This is a genomic window from Pelatocladus sp. (genome assembly GCF_059505505.1).
This window is the reverse complement of sequence record NZ_JCACKS010000219.1, coordinates 16,215-40,064: the sequence shown is the minus strand read 5'-3', so window position 1 is coordinate 40,064 and position 23,850 is coordinate 16,215. Positions and strand designations below refer to the sequence as shown.

Genomic DNA, 23,850 nt, shown 5'->3' with positions numbered 1-23,850 from the left:
TTGCAAAAAAGAAAATTTGATACCAATTTACCAACGAAAAATCGAGAAATTTCACCAAGGTAAAGTGGTATTTGAGATAAGAACGCTTGACAATACACGTTCCAAATTACCCTCAACTATTATCTCGATCCTAGCTTGCTCATTCAAATCATAAAAGCTGACCAAGGACTAATGACTCTCACAGGAGTACTTTATAGGCAGGATGAGGTAAATATATAAATCAATTGTCTATCGATAATCTTGTGGTTGTAGCCTGTACCAACAAAACCAGTGACAAACCGCTAGCCAAACTGCGGAAAGAAAACCAGCTAAACTCAGCGTTAGTCCACTGTATGATACTAACAATCCAAATATTGGTAGTACAGCGCCAGCAATAGTACAAATTACCGCAGCTAATGAAGCCCGAACATTTGTACCCAGTCCCCAAGTTAATATTAGTAAAACTAGAGAAATCAAAGTCCAAGCAAACTGGGGACTCATGACACGACTAGTGTAAGTTAAAGCCAACAGACAGGCAAAGAATATACCACCAGCAACAGCGATATTTTTTAAATTTATAGGAATAGATAAATATAGCAACAATATCCACCATAAGAATATTGCTGGCGCTAGCAATAATAGGCGGGGAAGCACACCTGTATTACGAACAGGGTTAGTATTTGTAAATACTCCAAATGGGTTTCTCACAGAAACATTATCGTCAAATACCCAAGTAAAGCGGGTGCTTTGTCCTTCTCCTGCAATTTCTGTTGGTACAATACCACTCGCAAAATCAGCCCCCGGAAAGTTAGCAGTGGCTACCAAGCGAAAATTTTGGAGTAACTGCCCATTAGCATTATAAACCCAGCGTGATCCCCCTTGAGTTTTATAGGTAACTCGAAAGCTGGTTTCTTCCCCTGGTTGAAGACGGAAGGGAAAGCCGTAGTCACCTGGATTGGTTTGTTGCAGTCTATTACTATCACGCTCTACTTTATAGTTGGAAAGCAGTGAATAGCCGTTAGGCGGTGGTGTTTCAAAGAAAAAACTATCAATATCTTTGAGTTGATTAACTACTTTATAGTCAGCAGTATAGTCTACGCGATATGTGGCACGACGATTTTGCACATCAGGAGTTTGATCAATTTTGACCTGAATTTGTGAACCAGCTAGCGTCAGGTAGCGAGTTTCTTCTCGCGTCTCATTGACTTTGACAATTTTGCCATTAACTTGGGTGGTGTAATTGTAGGGTACTTGCACTACATAACGTATTTGCGGTGCGATTTGTTCTAGTCTGTCGCCAGCAACACTTTCTGCTACTTGTGCTACTTTTGCTTGTTCCCAATGGTGATATCTGTTACTTAAAGTTGAGCAAAGAAAAAATCCTCCAATTAATAAAATTAAAATTAGAGTTAAGTGTGGTAATCCTGATAAAATTTGCGAATAGCGAATTGCCCATTCATCAATAAAATTTGCCTGTTCTGCTTGATTACGACGCAGGGAGAAGTTGAGCAGAGCGATCGCAATTCCCAAAGCAATAACTATAAGTACTAATAACAGCGAACCTTTGAGGATATGAGTTCCAAACTGAACTAGTTCGGTAGGATGCGTAAGATCAGGTATTCCTGGAATACCTTGAGCTTGTTCTGGCATAAGAAAATTTTCGGAGAATGTGAATCATCAGACTGATAACATCTCTGTGAAGTTTCTTACTTTTGATAAATCTATTTCTATAGATAGATGTTTGAAATCTTACTTCTCTAAGTCCTCTAACAATTTCTGCATGAGTGTATGATTCTGTAACGTTGACCTACAGCCCTAACACTACGATATCCCTTGAGTTTGTCAACAAAAGGTTTTCCCTGTTTTTCTGGATCTGTTTTTAACTTATCTATGCGATCGCTCTACCTGTTTGCGCTACATTGACAAATGCAAGCACGCGGAGGAATAAGTCATGAAAGCAGTATTAATGACAGCACCCGGAAACCCTGAAGTTCTGCAACTACAAGATGTGACAAATCCTGGTGTTCCTGTTGGTGAAACTGAACTTTTGATACACTTAAGAGCAGCTGGTGTTAACCCGATTGATACCAAACTTCGCAAACGTGGCACTTTCTACCCCGATCAAATGCCTGCTATTTTAGGTTGTGATGGTGCAGGTGTAGTTGAAGTTGTTGGTGCTGGTGTCAAGAATTTTAACGTTGGTGATGAAGTATATTTTTGTAATGGTGGGTTGGGGGAACACCAAGGTAATTATGCTGAATATACTACAATAGATGAGCGCTTTGCAGCCCACAAACCCAAATCTGTCTCGTTTGCAGCAGCCGCAGCAGCACCTTTAGTATTAATTACGGCTTGGGAAGCTTTATATGAACGTGGAAGATTAGAACCAGGCGATCGCGTCTTAATTCATGCTGGTGCTGGTGGTGTTGGACATGTGGCAATTCAGCTAGCTAAACTTAAAGGCGCAGATGTCTGCACAACAGTAAGTTCTCCAGAAAAAGCAAATTTTGTCAAACAACTCGGTGCAGATTATCCGATTTTCTATAAACAAACAGATTTTGTCCAAGCAGTTTTAGATTGGACTGGTGGCGAAGGTGTAGACTTGGCTTTTGATACTGTGGGTGGAGAAACTTTTCATAAAACCTTCCCAGCTGTACGGATGTATGGCGATATTGTGACAATTTTAGAACCAAATACTAATACTGTTTGGAGAACTGCGAGAAACCGTAATCTTCGCATTGGTTTAGAATTAATGCTTATACCAATGGTGGAAGGGATGGTGGAAGCACAGCAGCACCAAGCAGAAATATTAGCAGAGTGTGCTAAATATATTGATGCAGGTAAGTTGAAAATTCATGTAAGTCATGAGTTACCCTTAGCTGAAGCAGCAAAAGCACACCAGTTAATTGAATCTGGTTCGACCACGGGTAAGATTGTTTTGGTGTTTTGATACTTCCATGCCTAAAACATGATGAGATTTTTCTAAACCTAACTGATTGCGAAAATATGCTAAAAACTGCTGTTCTGTTTCTAAAGCGTCTGCGGTATTAGGCGATTGGACTTTCAGCTTTTGCATGATATTTCCAAAAGCTCCATCAAAACTTTTTCCTAGATCTCAATCAATGTAGTTTCTTGATTAAGAATAGTGCGATCGCTCCCGTGATTAATGGTTCTATATATTACTTCGGCAAGCAACTACACAATATGCTACTAAGTTTCTTCGTGAAATTCCGGAAATAGATTACTGTGTATGGAAGTATGTAGTGATGAAGTGAGGATGTTTATATAAAAAACGGGTTTTAATCATATGATTAAAACCCGGTTTCTTGGCTATTTTGTAAACTTTTCCAAACTATTTTCATCAATACTAATTGCGTTATTGGTTTTCCATCCACGCAACGCATTTGTGTATTTGTTTTTTCATAGTTTCTGCATCTGCATGATATCTCCGTCCGTGACCTGGAAGCACCCACTCAAAAGTATAATTAGCCAACTTCCGCATTGATTTAATTAATTCTGACCAAGAATAAAAACAATAATCACGGAAAGTAATTAACTGGTCAATATCATCATTCCAAGCCAGATGATCGCCAGTAAAGAGAAACTTATTTTTGTATAGCAAGACAGTGTGTCCTTTGCTATGTCCAGGAACTGGGATAATCAATAAATCAGAAGCTAACTCAAAAGGTTCTGAACCAGTCAATTGAATTTCAACATCACGAGTACCCCCATTAATATCATCTTTATGTAGAATACGTTGACACCCAAAATGTTGTGCATATTTTTGATGATCTGCCACATCATCTATGTGAGTTAGGTACATATAACGTATTCCTCCCATTTCTTCTAAACGCTTGACTAGAGGTGGTGTAAAGCGAGGAGAATCTACTAAAACATTACCTTCTGATAGTTGAATAAAGTAGCCGGTTCCACCATAGGATTTTTCCGAATGGTAGCCACAATCATAGACATTTTCTTCTACAGGAATCGGAAAACTGAACTGAACAATTTTGATATCTTGAGGCTTTTCAACAGTTCCAATTGAACTCGTAGGACAAGATAAAAGTGCTTGCAATGCTTTTAATCTTTCTTTATAGTTCGCTGGTTGCTGATATACTGCTGACATTCCCTCAGCTTCAGTAAATACTTCTGGAGCCATCCAACGACAGGTATCACAGTCGATACAAGTGGTATCGACATAAAAGTCACCACTAATATTTTGGGGGCGACGCAGATTTAAATTAGCCATATTAAGCCAGTTATTTTAAGCATGTATTACTTTACTACACTAGCAAATGCTATTAGCAGCACTCACAAGTGAAGCAATCGGACAAATCAAGCTGTTTCAAGAAACTTGGGCGATTTACGAAATTTTCTTCTAAATATCATTTATTTTTTATATTTTTCTAGTTTAAACTTAGTCTATATTTTTCCTGACAATTTTATGTGCAGCAACCAATACGAACAACAGTACAAACAAGAAGTAATTGATTTTTTCAACAGCAGAACTAGTTACGACAATCACTACACTATTCGTCGCACTTTGCCTTTATTAGAGTTAGTTAAATTAAAAAAGGGACAACAAATACTAGATATAGCAACTGGTACAGGTATCATTGCTATCCCTACTGCTCAAATTGTTGGCTCAGAAGGAAAAGTAATTGGAGTAGATTTTTCGTCAGGAATGCTTGAGCAAGCCAAACGCAAAATAGAGGAATTAGGCTTGCAAAATATTGAATTAATAGAAGCAGATGCAGAGTATATAGACTTTCATGATGAAAGTTTTGATGTAATTATTTGTTCTACAGCAATAGTTTACTTTACAGATATTCCTGCTGCTTTACAAAAATGGTATCGTTTTCTAAAACAAGGTGGCATTGTTGGTTTTTCTGCTTGCTCTCAGGAGTCATGTGAAGCATCACTCATTATTGAAATTTGTGCCAAATATGGTATTTCACTGACAAATATTAACGAGCCAACAGGAACTCACCATAAGTGCCAAAATTTGCTCCGAGAAGCTGGTTTTAAAGATATTCAAGTCAAAAGCGAACAATTTGGTTTTTACCGTAGTGTTGAGAAAGCTCAAGAATGGAATGGAGGATGGTTTCATCCTAGAGAAAATCCCTTATTACAGATTTATGTGGAGCAAATGCAAGAATTGCAAGCAGAGTATCGTCAAAAAATAGAAGCAATGGCAACTGACCAAGGTGTTTGGTATGAAAATATGACTATTTTTGCAACTGGTTGTAAATAATTAATTGGGTTAACACGATAAATATTATGCCAACAAATACGCGTTTTAACATCCTAATTGATTCCAGAAAAACACTTAATAAATTTATTTTTAAAGTTAAAATTACAAGCTTTTGGATAGCTAATTTATAGCCAGAGATTGAGTTCAACTTTTGATAGATGTAGGTTCTACCTTTGGACATATGAATGTCCAGTCAGCAATACCTAAATTAGGGTACTAAGGTTATCGCTCACCTGATTTTGTAAGTGAGGCTAAGAGGATGTCTGAGAAGTGAAAGTTAATTACAATCGGTACTAATAAATCGCAGTCCAACGCTTTTCAAACATCCTTAAAATCATAGCAATTACCATTAATTAATTCCCAGGAGAAAGTCATGATTATTTCTGATCTGAATCACATCGAATCTGTTGAATCTAGTCAAATTATTGGTGGTAGAGACGACAAAGGCAAAGACAGAGACAAAGACAAATATAAATACAAATGCTACGAATGTTACAAATACAGAGACTGACAACTTGCACTAGTTTGTAGTATCAGGATGCGAAGCCTTTAAACCCTCGTTACCAGGTTAAACCTGGTAACGAGAATAATTTTTAAAATTGAATAATTTGTATAATTTATTTTTATTTCTATAAACAAAATTAATAGATAATTATATTAGTGTCAGCCCTATTAAATCTAGCTAGAGGATTCAAGATGGGTATTTTACGTCAAATGGCGTTGAGTGCTTTTTTTGCTCTTTTCTTAGCAGCTATTGTTGGTGTCGTTAAGAATCAGCCTTCTTTGGTGGCTTCGGCTGGTATAGCTGCTGGTGTCTGTGGACACGCTCTTTCTGCAATTAAATAATTTGGCGTTGCTGAATCGCGGTATGAATTAGATGTACCAGACGCGATATATCGGGTCTGGTACAAGGATTTTGAAATCATCTAAAAATCATTTTCATACATAAAATCAGCAAAGCCAATAATTTAAATAAAAATAAAAACCGGGTTTGAGAAAAACCCGGTCTAATTCCAGTGATCTACCTTTCAGTTCACCAAATGCAACTGACTCACTACAAAACTAATTGCATGATGGGTAAGAGGAAGACTATCAATTACCATACCCAGACATAACAGCATCATGTAAGAAATGGAATAGATAAATAATCCTCTGGCTAAATTACGATCGCTTGGATTATGGAGCAATTGCCAAGCTTTGTAAATGAATACTCCGCCTAAATATAGGGCGATCGCACCATAAACAAATCCTGTTTGCTGCAAAGGATAAATTAGCATCAGTGTGGCTGCGACTGTGATTAAGGTATACCACCAAATCTGGCGCACAGTCGCTGGATTACCGGCAACTACTGGTAGCATTGGTACACCAACTTTTGCGTAATCCTCGCTAATCATCAAGGCTAAAGCCCAGAAATGAGGCGGTGTCCATAAAAAGACAATTGCAAATAATAACCACGCTGTCCAGCTTAAACTACCAGTAACAGCCGCCCAACCTACTAGGGTCGGAATCGCTCCTGCGGCTCCACCAATGACAATATTGAGGGTGCTGTGACGCTTTAGCCAATGAGTATAAACTAAAACATAAAAAACTATACCAGCCATTGCTAGGGAGGCGGCTAGCAAGTTGGCAAATACTGACAATAGGCTAAAGGAAATAACAGCTAGAGCGATCGCAAAAATTAAAGCATCACGTGACTGTATCCTACCAGAAGGGATGGGACGATGACGGGTACGCTCCATCTCATAATCTATATCCCGGTCATAAATACAGTTAATTGTTTGGGCGCTAGCAGCAGCTAAAGTGCCACCAAACAGAGTTACTAGCAACAGCACCGGGTCTACCTGCCCCTTTGCTGCGATCCACATACTGCCAGCTGTGGTAATTAAGAGCAATGGGATAATTCTGGGTTTAGTTAGTTGGTAATAGCTTTGCAGAATCTGTAAAAATGATTCATGCTGCTTCGAGACATTAGTCTCAATCATTTTGGCACTAATTCCTTAATATTCAATAATTTGTATGCTGTTGCTATCAGTCAGTTATCAGTTATCAGTTACTAGTAGCTCTTTTTCATAACAGTTCACTGTTATCAGTGTTCCTTTCTGTTAACTGTTAACTGTTAACTGATTAACTTAGAAGTGGATTGGCAGTCTCAGTATTCATGTCAGCGTTAATACCGCGGTTGGCTGCCCAATCGCGTAATGACAGAACAGTGAAAACTACCAAAATACCCAGCAAACTTGCCCCTATAGCTTGGTGAGAGACTGTTAATTGTTCGACTTGGAGATGTAACCGGAAAGTAGCAAATCCTACGATCAATTGTAAAACCAATAATCCACCAGCCATATTTGCCAGTTTGCGTAGAGCTGGGTGGAGTGCTGGTGTACGCCAAGCCATAAATACCAGTGCCAATATTGCCACTGTCGGTGGGATCAAGCCAAAGATGTGACTATACATCACATTACAAAGTTCGTAGCCTCCGAAACATTGGTGTAGCGCCCAGCGAGAACCGACTAAAGCGCCGAGAAGACTCTGTACGTAAACCAAAATAGTGGCAATTAAACCTACCCAAGGTAATTTACCAACACTTCCGGTAGCTTGGTAGGGAGTGAGTGCAGTACCAATCACCAATAGAGTACAGAAAAATACTAAAGCTGTTCCCAAGTGAGCAGTCACTATATCAAACCGTAACAGTTCAGTAACAGTGAGTCCACCTAACACACCTTGGAAGATAATTAAAAATAAGGCAAATGTGGATGCCCAAGGAAGCCACTTGGGTAAAGAGCGACGATTCCACCAAGATACACCCACGAGTGCGATCGCGCTGATCCCAATTAATGACGCGTCCAATCTATGAAACCATTCCAGAAACACCTGGAAATTCATTTGCTTGGTTGGTACTAGTTTACCGTAGCACAAAGGCCAGTCTGGACAAGCTAATCCTGCATTCATGACGCGGGTGGCACTGCCGATCGCCATCAAAATCAAAGTGGCTACACACATTCTCCACACCCAGCGTCGAATTCTATCCTTGGGATTTTGCTGTTGTCCTACTGCCTCTACATTTTGTTGTTCCAGAACAAATTCGCTCATGAAAGATACCTTTGAGTTGCTCTTCGTGAGCCACAAAATTTCAAACGTTTACCAGTCGATTTGGACTTTATAGAGATTGTCCATGCCATCCATTTAGGGGCTTGGGGATTTTGGATGATCGATAGAGGAGTTGTGACTTGGTTGAAACGTCGTTCCCAAAGTCCAAAATCCATCTTGAAAAGCTTTGAAGTTCCCTCCGGGACGCTTCGCGTAGACGCGCTTTGCGCGGCTTCTCGTTAGAGTACGGAGGAAACCTGCGCTCAAACTTTTCGCAAAATTCAAAATCCACATCTCCACCCTAGCTTATGAAAATTCGGGTGAAAGTTCGGCTCTCACTTAATACTTTGAAGCACCTTGGTTACTTTGCGCCTAAGCTTTAGGTATTTTTCAAGTTGTAGACAATAGACTGCTAGAGATACTTCTAGCTTAAGAAAAGTTTTCTCTTAATTTGCATCTAACCTCCGACATATCCAAGCAATACATTCTGTTGAGGATTGAAAAATCAGCTTAAAAATTAATAATGATTTTACTTTCTAGGACTCTATCTCCTGTAGGCTGGACTACCGTAGTAAGTGAGCAGTTCCGTCTAAGTAGTAAAGTCATTAACTTTATCAACCGTGAAAATTCCAAGTTCAATCTGGACATTACTTATTGGCATCGTGCTGACAGTAGTCAGCCTCTGGTATGGTCAAAATCATGGTCTGTTACCTACCCAGGCTTCCGATGAAGCTGTTTTAGTGGATGGCCTGTTCAATGCAATGATGATCGTATCTACAGGTATATTTTTAATTGTAGAAGGTGTTTTAATATACACTGCTTTTAAATATCGCCGACGTGCAGGTGATGATACAGATGGTCAGCCAGTGCATGGCAATGTACCACTAGAGATTCTCTGGACAGCGATCCCCGCGATTATTGTCATTGGTATCTCTGTTTACAGTTTTGATGTCTACAATGAGATGGGTGGCTTTGATCCCCATGCCATTCACGACGCACCGATGACCCCTCAAGCAATGAAAATGCCAGGGGCAGCGATCGCAGCAACATTGACCGATACACAAGGAAGTGATCAACCCAACCTCAATCAACAGAAATCTGATGAGGCAATGCAAGATCCAGCCACCGCAGCAGTTCGTAATGCTGACCAAATTCCCCAAAAACAGGATGCTCCCGGTGTCGGTAGTGTTGCTCCCACGATTGGTGCTAGTCGAGAAAACCAAGGCAAACCACCGGAACTTGTGATTAATGTCACAGGTTTGCAGTATGCGTTTATTTTCACCTACCCAGATACAGGTATTACCTCTGGTGAATTGCACGTTCCCATTGGCCAGGAAGTGAGACTAAATATGACAGCTAATGACGTCATCCATGCTTTCTGGGTGCCAGAATTTCGTCTCAAGCAAGATGTGATCCCCGGTCGGCAAACAGAAATTCGGTTTACACCCAAGACAGAAGGCGATTATGCTGTAATTTGTGCGGAATTATGTGGTCCTTACCACGGCGCGATGAGGACACAAGTCATAGTAGAAAAACCAGAAGCCTTTGAAAAATGGATACAAGAACAGCAGATTGCTAGTGCCGAAACTCTGAATCAAGCAGTTGCCGTGAACCCTAGCGAACTATCCCCAGCTGAATATCTTGCCCCATACACTCAAGACATGAAAATTCAGCCAGAAATGCTACATCAACTTCACAAAAAATAGTCATTGGTCATTAGTCATTAATCATTAGTCATTAGCTTCTTCCCAAAGAACAAATGACATAGACGCGCAAGCGGCTTCTCGTAGAGTAAGACAAATGACAAAAGACAAATGATAAATGACAATAGATTTTTATGACACAAGCACAAATACAAGAAACAGCTAATATCCCTGCTGAGGCAGACGAACCAGGGATTAGAAAATGGTGGGAATACTTTACCTTTAACACTGACCACAAAGTCATTGGTATTCAATATCTAGTCAGCACTTTCATCTTCTACTGTATTGGCGGGGTGATGGCTGATTTGGTACGTACCGAACTCCGAACTCCAGAAGTAGATTTTGTAACTCCTGAAGTCTACAACAGCTTGTTTACGCTGCACGCCACAATCATGATTTTCTTGTGGATTGTGCCTGCGGGTGCGGGTTTTGCTAACTACATAATGCCACTGATGATTGGGGCAAAAGATATGGCATTCCCTCGCCTTAATGCCTTAGCTTTCTGGATGATTCCTCCAGCAGGTTTGATGCTGATCGCCAGTTTAGCTGTAGGTGATGCTCCAGATGCAGGTTGGACTTCTTACCCTCCTCTGAGTTTGGTAACAGGCCAAGTGGGTGAGGGAATCTGGATTATGAGTATCCTGCTGTTGGGTACATCGTCGATTTTGGGGGCAATTAATTTCCTCGTCACTCTCCTAAAAATGCGTACCCCTGGCATGGGTTTCCATCAAATGCCCTTGTTCTGTTGGGCAATGTTGGCAACTTCAGCTTTAGTACTATTGTCTACGCCTGTGCTAGCAGCAGGCTTAATTTTGCTTGCCTTTGATTTATTAGCAGGTACAACATTTTTTAATCCGACTGGCGGTGGTGATCCAGTAGTATACCAGCACATGTTTTGGTTTTACTCTCACCCAGCAGTTTACATCATGATTTTGCCCTTCTTTGGGGTGATTTCTGAGGTGATCCCCGTTCACTCCCGCAAACCAATTTTTGGTTATAAGGCGATCGCCTACTCTTCTTTGGCAATTAGCTTTCTGGGTTTAATTGTGTGGGCGCACCACATGTTCACCAGTGGTATTCCTGGTTGGTTGCGGATGTTTTTCATGATCACGACGATGATCATCGCCGTACCTACGGGTATTAAAATTTTCAGTTGGTTAGGAACTATGTGGGGTGGTAAACTCCGCGTTGATCGTACTGCTTTACTATTTGCGATCGGCTTTGTGGGAACTTTTGTGATTGGTGGTATCAGTGGAGTCATGTTGGCAGCAGTGCCTTTTGATATCCACGTTCATGATACTTATTTTGTAGTTGCCCACCTGCATTACGTTTTGTTTGGTGGTAGTGTTTTGGGTATCTATGCCGCTTTCTACCACTGGTTCCCAAAAATGACGGGACGAATGCTAAACGAATTTTGGGGTCAGGTTCATTTTGCTTTTACCATCATTGGTCTGAATATGACCTTCTTACCCATGCACAAACTCGGATTAATGGGTATGAACCGCCGTATTGCCCAGTATGATCCCAAATTTGCCTTGATCAATGAAATTTGCACCTATGGTTCTTACATACTCGCAGTTTCGACTTTACCTTTTATTGTCAATGTGATTTGGAGTTGGATGTATGGTCCCAAGGCTGGTAATAATCCTTGGAAAGCTCTAACTCTGGAGTGGATGACTGCTTCACCTCCAGCATTTGAGAATTTTGATAAACCCCCTGTATTGGCTACTGGCCCCTACGACTACGGTTTGGAAAGAGCTAGAGAAGGTGTACCTTTATCTAGTTCCGATCCAGCTTTGTCAGCAGGGCCAAACTCAGTTTTACGCGCCAATCCCGACGAACCCTATCCATCGATCGCAGCTGAAAAAGGCGAAATCTAATTTAATGATGAATTATGAATGATGAATCCTGAATTCATCATCCATAATTCATAATTCACAATTCATAATTTAAAAAAGATTCATGAGTCAAACTATTGACCCAGCAAAAACAGCCCTAAATTATCACCACGCAGCAGAAACTGCTCATCACGAAGAACATCATGACTATCGTCTGTTTGGACTTATTGTATTTCTAGTTGCCGAAGGCATGATTTTTATGGGCTTGTTCGGAGCCTATTTAGCTTTTCGTTCGACATTACCTGCTTGGCCACCAGAAGGTACTCCAGAATTAGAACTGTTGCTTCCCGGTATCAACACCATAAACCTAATTGCTAGCAGTTTTGTTATTCATAATGCCGATACCGCTATTAAAAAGAATGATGTGCGGGGTATGCAAATGTGGTTTGCAATTACTGCTGTTATGGGGATAATTTTCTTGGTGGGACAAATGTATGAATACTTCCACCTGGAATTTGGTCTGACAACTAATTTGTTCGCCAGTGCATTTTATGTTTTGACTGGTTTCCACGGTTTGCACGTGACGATTGGTGTTTTAGCAATCTTGGCAGTATTGTGGCGATCGCTCAAAAAAGACCACTACAGTAGTGAAAAGCACTTTGGTATTGAAGCTGCCGAAATTTATTGGCACTTCGTAGACGTAATTTGGATAATCCTATTCGGATTATTATATATACTGTGAGTATTACTTTTTACTCCCTTATTTGATGACATTAACCCCCTATTGGGGGTTTTTTATTTAATCAAGACGACCAAAAACCAACAAGTCTACTCACTCAAGCAGCGTCTTAAAAACCTTTGGGGAATTTCTGGGGAAGCACCCCAGTGCATATGAATATAAGAGGCGTGAAGATTGAGATGTGGTAAGTTAGATCCCCATCCTTCACACCCTATAAATTCTTCATTATCAAAGCGATAAGTTTGAAATAGTGGCTGCTCAAAATTAGACATTAAATAGGAACGATGAAATTCATGTCCATAAACTGTTGTTCCTGCATTTACTAACAAACTATCTTGCAGGGTAACTGCGCGGCGATATCCCAAACTTAATCGTCCACTCATAACTGCGGTTGTAGGTAACACTCCCACCATTGACCAAGATTTACCTGCAAAATCGATAACTTGCTCACACAAATACATCAACCCACCACACTCGGCAATTGTTGGCATTCCCGCCATAATTGCTGTCTGAACTGCTGCTTTAGCATCAGTATTTTCCGCAAGTTGTTGGGCAAATACTTCTGGAAACCCACCACCAAAGTACATACCCTCCACTCCTTCTGGTAGCTCAGGAGCTTCTAAAGGACTCCAAAAAACCAACTCTGCACCCAGTTGTTGTAACAAGTCAAGATTGTCTTGGTAGTAAAAATTAAAAGCGCGATCGCGTGCCACAGCAATCTTTACAGTAGATGAAAGACAAGCAAGCAATTTGTCTCCCTTGTCTCCCTTGTCTCCCTTGTCCCCGTATCCTTCCATTCTCAGCAACGGTAACAACTTCTCCCAATCAAAGCAAATGTCACCCAAATCAGCAAATCTCTCAATCAAAGCATTGAGTTCAGGAAGTTCAACTGTGGGTACTAAACCAAGGTGACGATCAGGAATGGTAATGTTGTCTTGGCGACGCAGTACACCAAGAATTGGTAACTGTAGTGGTGTGAGAGAGTCTTTAAGCAATTGCAAGTGGCGATCGCTACCCACACGATTTAAGACTAATCCAGCTATTTTAATTCTGGGATCAAAAGAACTATAACCGTGAGCGATCGCAGCAACAGAACCAGACAAGCGACTACAATCAATCACCAACACTAAAGGTAAATTTAATAGTCTTGCTATATGAGCAGTACTAGCATAATCATTAACCCCATCCCTTAGTAAGGGGAGAGGTTGGGGAGGGGTTACTCCATCAAACAAACCCATCACGCCCTCAATTAGGACATAATCCATCCCTTGACTGTGACAAGTAAAACAATGCTGTACGTAGGTTTCTGAAGTTAAGATTGGGTCTAAATTCCGACAAGCACGTTCAGTCACATGCTGATGAAACATCGGATCTATATAATCCGGCCCTACTTTGAAAGATTGTACTTTGTGCGATCGCCGACACAAAGACGCCAGCAGGGTGAGTGTGACTGTTGTCTTACCCACCCCGCTACGTTCTCCTGCAATAATTAAAGCCATTGGTAATAGGTAATTGGTAACTGATTTTCGGCATTGCTGATTTCATGTATGAAAATGATTTTGCGTAATGCCAAAATCTTTGTAGAGACACGATATATCGTGTCTCTACATTCGGATTCATACCGCATTCAGCAACGCCTGATTTTCTATCCTATTACCCATTACCCATTACCCTTTTCCTAATTTGAGTATTTGCCCTATAACTGCTAGGCTTTCTTCAAACAGCGCTTCATTTCCCCAACGTTGTACCTGTTGACTCAACAAAACTTCGGCTTTTTGTTCAGAAAGTGAAGTTACCTGCTGGAATAATCCAGCAGATTGGGCGCCACCTTGGGTTTCCATCCGCATACAACCGCCAGTTTCCGTACAGATTACAGTACCGCAGTTAGCTTGGGGATTGGTAGAAGTTAAACGTAAAGCAATCAAGTCGCCTGGAACTTCGCCCACATCAGCTACAGGGACTCCTGCTAATTCAGCTTCTACTTGCCGTTGGTTATCGGTGCTAAAGCTGACGCGGGTAATGTCATAATCGTCGCTTTCTTTTTGATAAGAAACCGGACGCCAATTCAAACGACTTGCCAACCAACCTAAAAACAGTAACGCCTGTGTGGAGTTACCTTTTTCATAATCAATATTTACTTTGTCAATCTCAATCAGGGCGTCGCGACGTTGGGGTTGATCGTAAGCTTCTGCTGTCAATTCTTGCCATCCAGAGAGGCGACGCCAGTTCAAATCAGCCACAGGTACACCATTTTCCACCAATGATTGTAGGCTGAGTAAATCTGTTTCTGGTTTGTTAAAGTTGCAAGAATCTACAATAACGTTGTTGCATATTGCTGCCAAGCGTTTGAATAAACCGTTATTGGCATCTGGCGTGGCTTTCCACCATAAAAACTTAGGTAAACCGCCAATCGTCAACGCTGGTATCATACCACCAATCCGTTCTAAGGCGGCGGCGGTTCCGGTAAGGGTGATGTATTCACAACATACCAGACTGGTGGATGTACCTTTTTGAATGGGACAGTAGGCAGAGACTTGTGCTTTCACGCCTTCGTCTTCTCCGACTACTGGTAAAAGAGTAATAATCCGACAGGGGTTACGCAGAGCAATTTCGTCAGCAATTCTAGGGCCTTTTGAATCTAAACTATAAGATGCAGACCCATTTTCTGTTGTCCCACTCTTGTAACGTTTGGCAACTTCTTCCCGCAACAGAGTCAAAGTTTCCTCTGTAGCTTTTCCAGTTTCTGTTAACCCGTACTTCTTCTGTACTTCCCTCAGTGCTGCTTGGGTTTGCGGACCAGGAATACCATCAATTGGACCATTGTAAAATCCCAAAGCGGCGAGTAAATGTTGAGTTTCTTCTGACTCGTAAACCACCAAAGTAAATGTGGTTGCTCTTGTCGCCGCCGGAAGTGTACCATCTTCGCCAGCCATGCCGTAACTTTGCCAAATTTGGCCGAGTTCCGCTTCAATATCTGTAAGCGAAACATCCTTGGGAGCCTGTAGTGAAAAAATAGTAGGAGCTTGGGTAGTCATAAGAATTATTTTGTTATTTGTCATTGGTCATTTGTCATTGGTCATTGGTCATTTGTTTTTACTAATGACTAATGACTAATGACTAGTTTCTAGAGTCTGCGCCAACGGCGACTATCTTGGTTAATCAATAATTCCGCTTCCACGGGTTCCCAGGTTCCGGCTTCATAGTGGGGAATGGTTGTTGGATCTGCGGGTGCATCCCACACAGAAAGAGCTGGTGTGACAACCTGCCAAGCTGCTTCTACTTCGTCCCCCCGTGTAAACAATGTTTGATCGCCCATCATACAATCTAAAAACAGGCGATCGTAGGCATCAGAAGTTGCGGTGATGCCAAAGGAACCATAACTAAAGTCCATATCAACGGAACGAGTGCGAAAATCTGCGCCAGGCATCTTGACTTCAAAGCGCAGAGAAATACCTTCATTCGGCTGAATCCGCATTGCTAAAATATTGGCGTTCATCTGTTGGGCTGCGGATTGAAACATCCGAGAAGGAACTTCGCGGAAGTGGATAGAAATCTCGCTAACTTTTTTTGGCATTCGCTTACCAGTACGTAGGTAAAAGGGAACTCCTTGCCAGCGCCAGTTGTCAACGAGAAACTTCATCGCTACGTAAGTGGGTGTAGTCGAATTAGGATTGACTCCTGGTTCTTCTCTATACCCTGGTACAGGCTTACCTTTCATCCAACCAGCACTGTATTGCCCACGCACAGCCGAGAGATTTAAATTGTTGATATCTGCTAAACGTGTAGCTTGTAATACTTTAACTTTTTCTGTACGGATACTGTCTGCATCCATAGCATTGGGAGCTTCCATTGCTGTCAAGCAATAAAGTTGCATCAAATGATTTTGCAACATGTCCCGCAGGGCGCCGGAGCTTTCATAGTAGCCAGCCCGGTCTTCTACCCCGACGGTTTCAGCTACGGTAATCTGGACGTGGTCAACAAAGCGACGATTCCACAACGGTTCAAAAATAGCATTGGCAAAGCGAAATACCAGCAAATTTTGAACTGTGTCTTTACCTAAGTAATGGTCAATGCGGTAGACTTGCTGTTCTTTACAATATTTCTGCACTACTAAGTTCAGACTTTTAGCAGAAGCCAAATCTCGACCAAAAGGTTTTTCAATAACTAGACGATGTTTGTAGGGATCGTCCAGCATTCCTCCAGTTCCTAGTTGTTTAATTGCTTCTGCAAAGAAGTTGGGCGCCACAGAAAGGTAGAACATCCGGTTTCCTCGTGTTCCCCGTTTTTCGTCTAACTCCTGCAAAAAAGTCTTCAGTTTATGATAATCTTCGGGCTTATCGATATTACCAGGGCAGTAAAATAATCCTTGAGAAAAGTCCTGCCAGAGTTCCTCTGGACCAACACCGCCATGAACCTCTTCCATACCTTTTCGCATTTGTTCGCGGAAGTATTCGTGGCTCCAGTCCCGACGTGCTACGCCAACGATGGTTGTCTCTGGTGGAATGCGTCTCTCGCGTCTTAATTTATATAGTGATGGCACAAGTTTGCGCCAAGTAAGGTCTCCAGAAGCACCAAAGATGACTATTATCTGGGGTTCGGCCATCCCTTGTTGTTGCAGACCGACCCGCAAAGGATTTTCTAGCAGACTGACCATAGGAATGAATTTTGAATTTTAGGTTTGAGATGTTGGATCGGGGATCGGGGATTGGGGGAGTGTGGGGAGTGTGGGGAGTGTGGGAAGTGTGGGAAGTGTGGGAAGTGTGGGGAGACTAAGTTATAAGTAACCAATTCTCCCTTGTCCCCGTGTCTCCCTTGTCCCTTATTCTTATACTGGCGACAACTGCTTGACTTTATTTTCTAAAGAATCCATTAAGGATTGGAAGGGCTTGACAAATTTGTCGATTCCTTCTAAAAGCAGTTCATCCATCACTGTATTGATGTCGATGTTCACGTCTGGATCTTTGAGGTTTGCGATCAGGTTGTAAGCCTCATCTACGTCTGTTTCCACTCGGTTAGCGACATTGCAGTGGTCAGCACAAGCTTCGATGGTTGCTGGTGGTAAGGTGTTAACGGTGTCCTGACCAATCAACTCATCAACATACATCACGTCGCTGTATTGGGGATCTTTGGTGCTGGTGCTGGCCCACAGTAGGCGCTGCACTTTTGCACCTTTAGCCGCCAACGCTTGCCAACGATCGCTTTGCACAATCTTTTTATATTCCTGATAAGCAATCTTTGCGTTAGCGATCGCTACTTTTCCTTTAATTGCTTTTAGCTTGGCTTCAACATTGAGATTGTCAACGCCTTTGGCTAGCTTGTCATCAATTTTACCGTCAATATTGCTGTCAATTCGGCTAAGAAAGAAACTAGCTACAGATGCAATTTTGCTGATATCTTTACCTTCTGCTGCTCGTTTCTCTAAGCCGCGAATATAAGCCCAAGCTGTGTTGATGTAGCTTTCTACGGAGAACAGCAGCGTGATATTGACATTAATTCCTTCGGATATTACCTGCTCAACTGCTGGCAAACCGGGTTCAGTGCCAGGAATTTTGATCATGAGGTTTTCCCGGCCAATTTCTTGAAAGTAGCGACGAGCCTCAGAAATTGTGGCTTCGGTATCATCAGCAATTGTTGGTGGTACTTCTATGCTGACATAACCATCTAACCCATTCGAGGATTTGTAAACTGGGCGCAGAAGATCACAAGCATCACGAATATCTTGAAATACCAGTGATTCATAAATTTTGTAAGTTGGCAATCCTGCTTTTATTCCAGCTTCGATATCTTCGTCGTAAATTGCATTACCAGCGATCGCTTTTTCAAAAATAGTTGGATTGGAAGTAATGCCACAAATACCTTTCTTTTCCACCAAATTTTTCAATTCGCCAGACTTAATAATGTCACGGGTCAAATTATCCATCCAGATACTTTGACCGTAATTTTTAATCTCAAATAAATGATTTGTCGTCATATTTTTTCCCTCCTGCTTATTCTCTTTGCTAGAGAAATTTTTTAAAGTTAGTTGTTAGTTGGTAGGTTTTACTTTCCAAAAAACAACCATCAACCAACAATTACTAATGACCGTTTTGAATAAAAGACTCTACCTTCGCCACATCCTCTCTACTACCAATAATCAGAGGTGTACGTTGATGCAGTTTCTTTGGTATCACGTCTAAAATGTTCTCATGCCCAGTTGTAGCTCGACCACCTGCTTGCTCTATCAAAAAAGCAAGGGGAGCTGTTTCATAAAGTAAGCGTAGTTTACCTTCTGGTTTTTGAGCAGTTCCAGGATAGAGAAACACACCGCCTTGAATTAACACCCTGTGAACATCGCTAACCATTGCCCCACTGTAACGAGCAGTATAACCTTCTGTACGATGAACGTAACGGATATATTCGCGAATTGATTCATCCCATTGCCAAAAGTTCCCCTCGTTCACGCTATACACCGGACCATGGGTAGGAATCTGAATATTTTCTTCGGTAAGGATAAATTCCCCTAAACTAGGATCAAGGGTAAAGGAATGAACGCCCCTTCCTATAGTATAGACCAGCATCGTACTGGGACCATACAGGATGTATCCAGCAGCAATTTGTTTATGTCCCGTTGCTAGCAAATCTTTTGCTGTACCATCAATATCTTCCCCTTCTTGTTGACGAATTGAGAAGATGGAACCCAAACTCAAATTAATATCAGTGTTAGATGAACCATCAATGGGGTCATAGAGCAAAGTGTAGCGGCCAATGGGACAGTTTTCGGGGATATAGTATGGATTTTCCATTTCTTCAGAAGCCAAGCGACATACTAACCCGCTTTGCTTAAATACCGCGATAAATACGTCATTGGCGTAGACATCCATTTTTTTCACAGATTCACCCTGGACGTTAGTCTCGCCTGTAAATCCGAGAACACCTTCCATTAAACCAGCGCGACTGAGATGACGAGCAATGAGTTTACCAGCCAATCCAATACGATTCATCAGCGCACTCAAATCCTGTGCCTGTGGCGAAAAAGTCTGGAGTTGTTGCAGGACGTGACGGGATAAAGTAGTACAATCACGATCTAAGCTGCGGTTTGCTGTAGCATCTTTGATGGACTGTTCTAAAGATTCTGCCGCTTTAGTCATTATCTTTGTCCTCCATAGCAATTAGCTATTTACTGGGTTACTCCCGTGCCTTGCAACTTGTGGTTGCTGCCTCTATCTTAGAAAGGTAATTTGACAATTGAGATGTGACTTTAGACAAACTAAAGAAATCAACATTTTGTCACCCTTAAATAGGATCGTCTGCTCATATAAAACAGCAATAACCAACTAGTCGCTAACTTTTTTATAAGTCACAACTAGCTGGCTATTTAGCTGCTATTTAGTTTTAGGTCGATTCACTGCTTTGTGGTTACTTACCGTAACTTAAATACCTTGCCTAAAAAGAAAGGAATTTGCTATTATTGTCTTTCGTCAGTTTTAAAAGATAAGATATATATTACCTTTTCGCCCAACTACCTCGTCGGTTATCCTCCCTTGGTCTTGCCTTGTTGACTTTGAGTTGACGGCCCATCCATTCAGCGCCATCTAATTCTGTAATCGCTGTATCCTCTTGGGCATCATCATCCATTTCAACAAAAGCAAACCCGCGCAGTCTACCCGTATCGCGGTCGGTCGGTAACACAACTCTTTTAACCTGGCCATATTCGGCAAAAACAGCTTTCAAATCGTCTTCGGTAGCGCTGTAGGAGAGATTTCCAACGTAAATAGTCATTTGGATCACGTAAGTCTCAACTCGAGGCGATAAATTCAGCTCAAAAGTAAAGTTAACAAGAAACGAAAATGATTTCGTCTGGTCTAACATTTAGGCTGAATTTTTCGCGTACGCTCATATGATAACCGATGTTGACATTTTTTAAAGTATGAGATTTTACAAACATCTTTAACTTCAAATCAGTCTCTCTTATATGTGGGGTTTTGCTGATGTTAAAGTGAGTTTTTTAAAAGTTTCTCCATGCTACTTACATCAAATATACCTATTTGTGCAGATGCGAAATTTGCCACTTTAGGAGTGCGTTGATTGAAACAAAAAACAACCTTTGCGAATACATGTTCTCTCTACCAGAATTGCTACGGGGAGCATCCCAATTTTTTCAATATACTGCTAAGGGTTTTAACCCTTAGCTAATAGCACAAGTCTATGAAGCTGAAAAAGTTAGTCAAAGAAATGTATTCAGAGATTACTTATAAAGTAAATCTTTAGTAGCCCTGACTGAACTGCATACACCAGGGTGAATAAAAATATGACTCTTCTTACACCCCCACAATCATTTTCAAGTCAGAGTAGCCAGTAGACGGGTTAAGACGCATATCAAAGAGCCAGTGCGATCTTGAGGGTTCCAACAGCGCACTGGCTCTCCTACAGTAATTTTATTTTTACTTTATAAATAACCTCTGATAACTAAATAACTAATGACCAATGACCAATGATTGTTTTGTTCATTCAATAGCTATTGATTGAGGACCACTTGACCTACCATTCGTTTGTTCAGCGGTAGAAGCTGTATGAATATTTGAGCCAGTTTGTTGATCCAGCCAGCTTCTAACAGGCTCGTCAGCAAGATTTAATCGCAGTAACCCAGAGAAGAAACCACCCATAAATGATACAGGGTGCTGGGTAAATTGTTGAAAAATAGGCGTCAGTTCATCCAAAAACATAATTATAGTCCCCTAAATTACCTGCATTAGTCTCAAAATTTGTGAATTTTATTCATCGTAGCGTGTGCGAGGAAGTTCGTTAGAAAGTAGTCCTCAAATAAAGTAGGAAGAAGAAAATCAATCTAAATTATTCCTTCTTCCTAATTTCTAGGTTAACTAATTAATTAGGATTTTCTTCAGGCATCATACATTTATCTGAATCACAACCTGCGGGTCCAACTTCCATTAATTCACCGAAATCATAACGACTCAATGCTGTGTGAAAATCATTCGTTTTACGACGTAATATGACTTCTTGCATAAGTTTATCGTACTGCTCCTTTGTAATTGGTTCAAAGGGCAAACGTGGAAAAGTTTGATGATCGTCAAATCGTGCTAAAAGAGCTGCACTGATATAACCTTCATCATCACGAATAGTTTCGTATATACGACTTCCCAAAGTTTCTATTTCTTGCTCTCGCAGTTCAATTGTAGCAGATGTGTTATGCGTCACATAAAATTTCTGTACTTGCATATAGAAGTCCATCTGAGATAAAGCGCTAAATTGACTAATGTCAATTTGATCAGCACCTAATAAATCAGCCCAAGGAACAGCCACAGGAATTTCCACCAACCACTCACTAACTCTAGAATCAAAGGGGTCATTTAATAAATTGCCCTGTTCATCTTTATCAGATTGAGAAGGTATAATATTGTAACCATAATCAACACATGCTAAAGCTACTGGGTCATTTTTACGGAAAGTGATTCTGCGAATAAATCTTTGAGCTTTAGGGGGGTGCCATCCTGGAGAAGCACTAGTCAACAAAGATTTCGTACCGCTAGGCTGAACAGTAGTGCAACGATTTGGACGTTTCAGATTGTGCTTTGAGCAATAATCCCAAACTACCCGATGCACAATATCTTTCCACGTACTCAAGTATTTTTCTTCTTCACGCTTAAACGCCAATCCTTGAGCAGTGTTTGGTCTTTCTTCAGCCCACCAATGTAACCAATTAACCCCAAAAGCATGAACAAAGAAATCAAATAAACCAGTGAAAGAAACACCGACAATCGGGTCAAGTTCACGGCTATATTGATAGCGTGGCTCTTGGAATTTGTGATGCAAAAGGGCGGCTACAGATAATGCGCCTGCGGTGAAGGCTTCTTCCTGTTCTTTATAGTTAAATGGATCAATTTGATTGAGATGGATTTCTGATAAATTACAGTGGAAGTCACTACCAATAATTTCACCACACGGATTCAAGGCAAATCGAGCCAAACGATGTTCTAGCTCACAAGCATCAAGATTGGGATAGTGTTCCTGCAACCACTGTTTGGCATTACCTTGTTGATAAGCTTGCAAAAATTCAGTTTTCAAGCTGGTGGTAGACAGTAAATCAAAGTTTGCTCTAGCTACAGCTTCACCAGCCCATTGAATTGCACCTTCACCACTGTAGTATTGTTTGCGAACAGCATCAACACATTCTTCTAATGTCGGCTTACGGTGAAAAACTCTGGTATGGTTTGCCATTCGCAGTGAATCGCGTTCTGGATCGATACGCCAGTTGCCGTTTTCATCCTGCTGCCAAAGGTTTGCTTTCGCATCCGCAAATAAATTATCATCATTGTTGCCTTGCCTCATCCCAGCTGATCTTCGGATATTCCCAGCAACAATTGTCACAGCCGCTTCATCAATTAACAAGCAGCATTCTACAGAATTCAATCTACGCCCGACTGCTTTGTTGAGGATAGAAGCGCAGCGCTGGTAAAGTCCAGGCAATTTTACAGGATTGGCTACTCCTCCAAAGCCGTTAAGAACTTCTCCAGCTTGACGTACATCACTGATATCAACAATTACTTGAACTTCTTGAGTCAATCTTTCATCTGTAGAGAGTTCCAGTAAACTTTGATATGATTGCACCCAACCTTGACGGCTGTCTCCTACATAGATGGTAACGCGGTTAGCATCTCTATCTATTTTGACTTCTGTCAACTCACGTCGTTCTAGACGGGGAGTAAAACCAATTTCTCCCTGTACAGTTACATTTAAAAGATTACGAATTGGCGGCAATTTGTTAATGTATTTTGGTTCTAAAACTGCTCCAGTACCACAACCCATCATTGCTAAATCCATCATCAAACCAAAAGCACTCCAGTCTTGGAGGTTGGTAGAAGTGCAGTTGTAAGCCCCAGAAAAATTCTGTGGCTTGGCTATCCAGTCTGTACCACCAACCCACAGCCAGCGCCCACTGGGTAAAGCTTTCAAGTTACGCTGCATCCGTTCGAGAATGTCAGCCTCGTGTGGTTGCAATTTCCCTAAACTGATTAAACCTCCCAAGGTGCGATCGCACACCTGTTCCCATGTCTCTCTTGTTTGTGCCTCTTGACGACGGCTGTAAGTTCTAAAAAACACCGGATTAGCAGCTGGGGCTGTTTCTGGAAAGTTTGCACTCTGGCGTTTTCGTTCAAGCTCTCGAACCATAAATCAAGCCTTGTTGATCTCTCATCAGATTATGACTATACGTTAACTAGTCTCAACGGTCAAAGCTTGAAAAAAGTATCGATT

20 protein-coding genes are annotated in these 23,850 nt (G+C 41.3%); 7 read left to right on the top strand and 13 right to left on the bottom strand.

Going from position 1 to position 23,850, the window contains the following annotated elements; genetic code table 11:
* Positions 1-228: 228 nt before the first annotated feature.
* A complete protein-coding gene (locus AC5JMK_RS19850) occupies positions 229-1,629 on the bottom strand; it encodes a hypothetical protein (RefSeq protein WP_096673852.1) in 1,401 nt (466 codons plus the stop codon).
* A 301-nt stretch (positions 1,630-1,930) separates the two neighbouring features.
* On the opposite strand from AC5JMK_RS19850, the gene AC5JMK_RS19845 reads away from it, so the two are divergent.
* Entirely contained in the window at positions 1,931-2,929 is a 999-nt protein-coding gene (locus tag AC5JMK_RS19845) for a zinc-dependent alcohol dehydrogenase family protein (protein ID WP_495910865.1), read from the top strand.
* Here AC5JMK_RS19845 and AC5JMK_RS19840 read toward each other — a convergent pair.
* The gene (locus tag AC5JMK_RS19840) at positions 2,882-3,055 is read right to left on the bottom strand and encodes a hypothetical protein (RefSeq protein WP_495910864.1); all 174 of its coding nucleotides are present in this window, start codon (positions 3,053-3,055) and stop codon (positions 2,882-2,884) included. The two genes, AC5JMK_RS19845 and AC5JMK_RS19840, sit on opposite strands and share 48 nt — an antisense overlap.
* Positions 3,056-3,355: 300 nt before the next feature.
* Positions 3,356-4,228, bottom strand: a complete 873-nt coding sequence (locus AC5JMK_RS19835; protein WP_495910863.1) for an MBL fold metallo-hydrolase — start codon at positions 4,226-4,228, stop codon at positions 3,356-3,358.
* Positions 4,229-4,423: 195 nt separating this feature from the next.
* On the opposite strand from AC5JMK_RS19835, the gene AC5JMK_RS19830 reads away from it, so the two are divergent.
* The 3 genes from AC5JMK_RS19830 to AC5JMK_RS19820 all read left to right on the top strand — a co-directional run bounded on the left by AC5JMK_RS19830 (position 4,424) and on the right by AC5JMK_RS19820 (position 6,079).
* Positions 4,424-5,233, top strand: a complete 810-nt coding sequence (locus AC5JMK_RS19830; protein WP_495910862.1) for a class I SAM-dependent methyltransferase — start codon at positions 4,424-4,426, stop codon at positions 5,231-5,233.
* Between the two features lie 373 nt (positions 5,234-5,606).
* Positions 5,607-5,744: a hypothetical protein gene (locus AC5JMK_RS19825; protein ID WP_495910861.1), complete on the top strand. Its 138-nt coding sequence runs from the start codon at positions 5,607-5,609 to the stop codon at positions 5,742-5,744.
* 185 nt (positions 5,745-5,929) lie between these two features.
* The gene (locus AC5JMK_RS19820; protein WP_495910860.1) at positions 5,930-6,079 is read left to right on the top strand and encodes a hypothetical protein; all 150 of its coding nucleotides are present in this window, start codon (positions 5,930-5,932) and stop codon (positions 6,077-6,079) included.
* A 182-nt stretch (positions 6,080-6,261) separates the two neighbouring features.
* Here AC5JMK_RS19820 and AC5JMK_RS19815 read toward each other — a convergent pair whose 3' ends face one another.
* Positions 6,262-7,215, bottom strand: coding sequence for a heme o synthase (locus AC5JMK_RS19815; protein WP_096673866.1), 954 nt, complete (start codon positions 7,213-7,215; stop codon positions 6,262-6,264).
* 142 nt (positions 7,216-7,357) lie between these two features.
* Positions 7,358-8,323: a COX15/CtaA family protein gene (locus AC5JMK_RS19810; protein ID WP_096673868.1), complete on the bottom strand. Its 966-nt coding sequence runs from the start codon at positions 8,321-8,323 to the stop codon at positions 7,358-7,360.
* Positions 8,324-8,940: 617 nt separating this feature from the next.
* Here AC5JMK_RS19810 and AC5JMK_RS19805 point away from each other — a divergent pair.
* The 3 genes from AC5JMK_RS19805 (at position 8,941) to AC5JMK_RS19795 (ending at position 12,603) form a co-directional block, all read left to right on the top strand.
* Complete coding sequence (locus tag AC5JMK_RS19805; protein ID WP_495910859.1) at positions 8,941-10,026, top strand: cytochrome c oxidase subunit II; 1,086 nt, start codon at positions 8,941-8,943, stop codon at positions 10,024-10,026.
* 131 nt (positions 10,027-10,157) lie between these two features.
* The gene (ctaD, locus tag AC5JMK_RS19800; RefSeq protein WP_096673874.1) at positions 10,158-11,903 is read left to right on the top strand and encodes a cytochrome c oxidase subunit I; all 1,746 of its coding nucleotides are present in this window, start codon (positions 10,158-10,160) and stop codon (positions 11,901-11,903) included.
* Between the two features lie 82 nt (positions 11,904-11,985).
* The gene (locus tag AC5JMK_RS19795; protein WP_096673876.1) at positions 11,986-12,603 is read left to right on the top strand and encodes a cytochrome c oxidase subunit 3; all 618 of its coding nucleotides are present in this window, start codon (positions 11,986-11,988) and stop codon (positions 12,601-12,603) included.
* Between the two features lie 86 nt (positions 12,604-12,689).
* On the opposite strand, the gene AC5JMK_RS19790 is transcribed toward AC5JMK_RS19795, so the two are convergent.
* The 8 genes from AC5JMK_RS19790 to nrdJ all read right to left on the bottom strand — a co-directional run bounded on the left by AC5JMK_RS19790 (position 12,690) and on the right by nrdJ (position 23,766).
* Positions 12,690-14,099, bottom strand: coding sequence for a cobyrinic acid a,c-diamide synthase CobB (locus AC5JMK_RS19790; protein WP_096673879.1), 1,410 nt, complete (start codon positions 14,097-14,099; stop codon positions 12,690-12,692).
* Positions 14,100-14,267: 168 nt separating this feature from the next.
* Positions 14,268-15,635: a glucose-6-phosphate dehydrogenase assembly protein OpcA gene (gene opcA, locus AC5JMK_RS19785; protein ID WP_096673882.1), complete on the bottom strand. Its 1,368-nt coding sequence runs from the start codon at positions 15,633-15,635 to the stop codon at positions 14,268-14,270.
* 89 nt (positions 15,636-15,724) lie between these two features.
* Entirely contained in the window at positions 15,725-17,254 is a 1,530-nt protein-coding gene (gene zwf, locus AC5JMK_RS19780; protein ID WP_096673884.1) for a glucose-6-phosphate dehydrogenase, read from the bottom strand.
* Between the two features lie 171 nt (positions 17,255-17,425).
* Positions 17,426-18,571: a transaldolase gene (gene tal, locus AC5JMK_RS19775; RefSeq protein WP_096673887.1), complete on the bottom strand. Its 1,146-nt coding sequence runs from the start codon at positions 18,569-18,571 to the stop codon at positions 17,426-17,428.
* 103 nt (positions 18,572-18,674) lie between these two features.
* Positions 18,675-19,727, bottom strand: coding sequence for a class 1 fructose-bisphosphatase (gene fbp / locus AC5JMK_RS19770; RefSeq protein WP_096673889.1), 1,053 nt, complete (start codon positions 19,725-19,727; stop codon positions 18,675-18,677).
* Between the two features lie 355 nt (positions 19,728-20,082).
* Entirely contained in the window at positions 20,083-20,358 is a 276-nt protein-coding gene (gene rbp, locus AC5JMK_RS19765; RefSeq protein WP_096673891.1) for an RNA-binding regulator, read from the bottom strand.
* Between the two features lie 725 nt (positions 20,359-21,083).
* Positions 21,084-21,302 carry a ssl0294 family protein gene (locus AC5JMK_RS19760; protein WP_096673893.1) on the bottom strand — a complete coding sequence of 73 codons (219 nt, stop codon included), beginning with the start codon at positions 21,300-21,302 and terminating at the stop codon, positions 21,084-21,086.
* Positions 21,303-21,462: 160 nt separating this feature from the next.
* Positions 21,463-23,766, bottom strand: a complete 2,304-nt coding sequence (gene nrdJ / locus AC5JMK_RS19755) for a ribonucleoside-triphosphate reductase, adenosylcobalamin-dependent (RefSeq protein WP_495910858.1) — start codon at positions 23,764-23,766, stop codon at positions 21,463-21,465.
* Between the last annotated feature and the right edge of the window lie 84 nt (positions 23,767-23,850).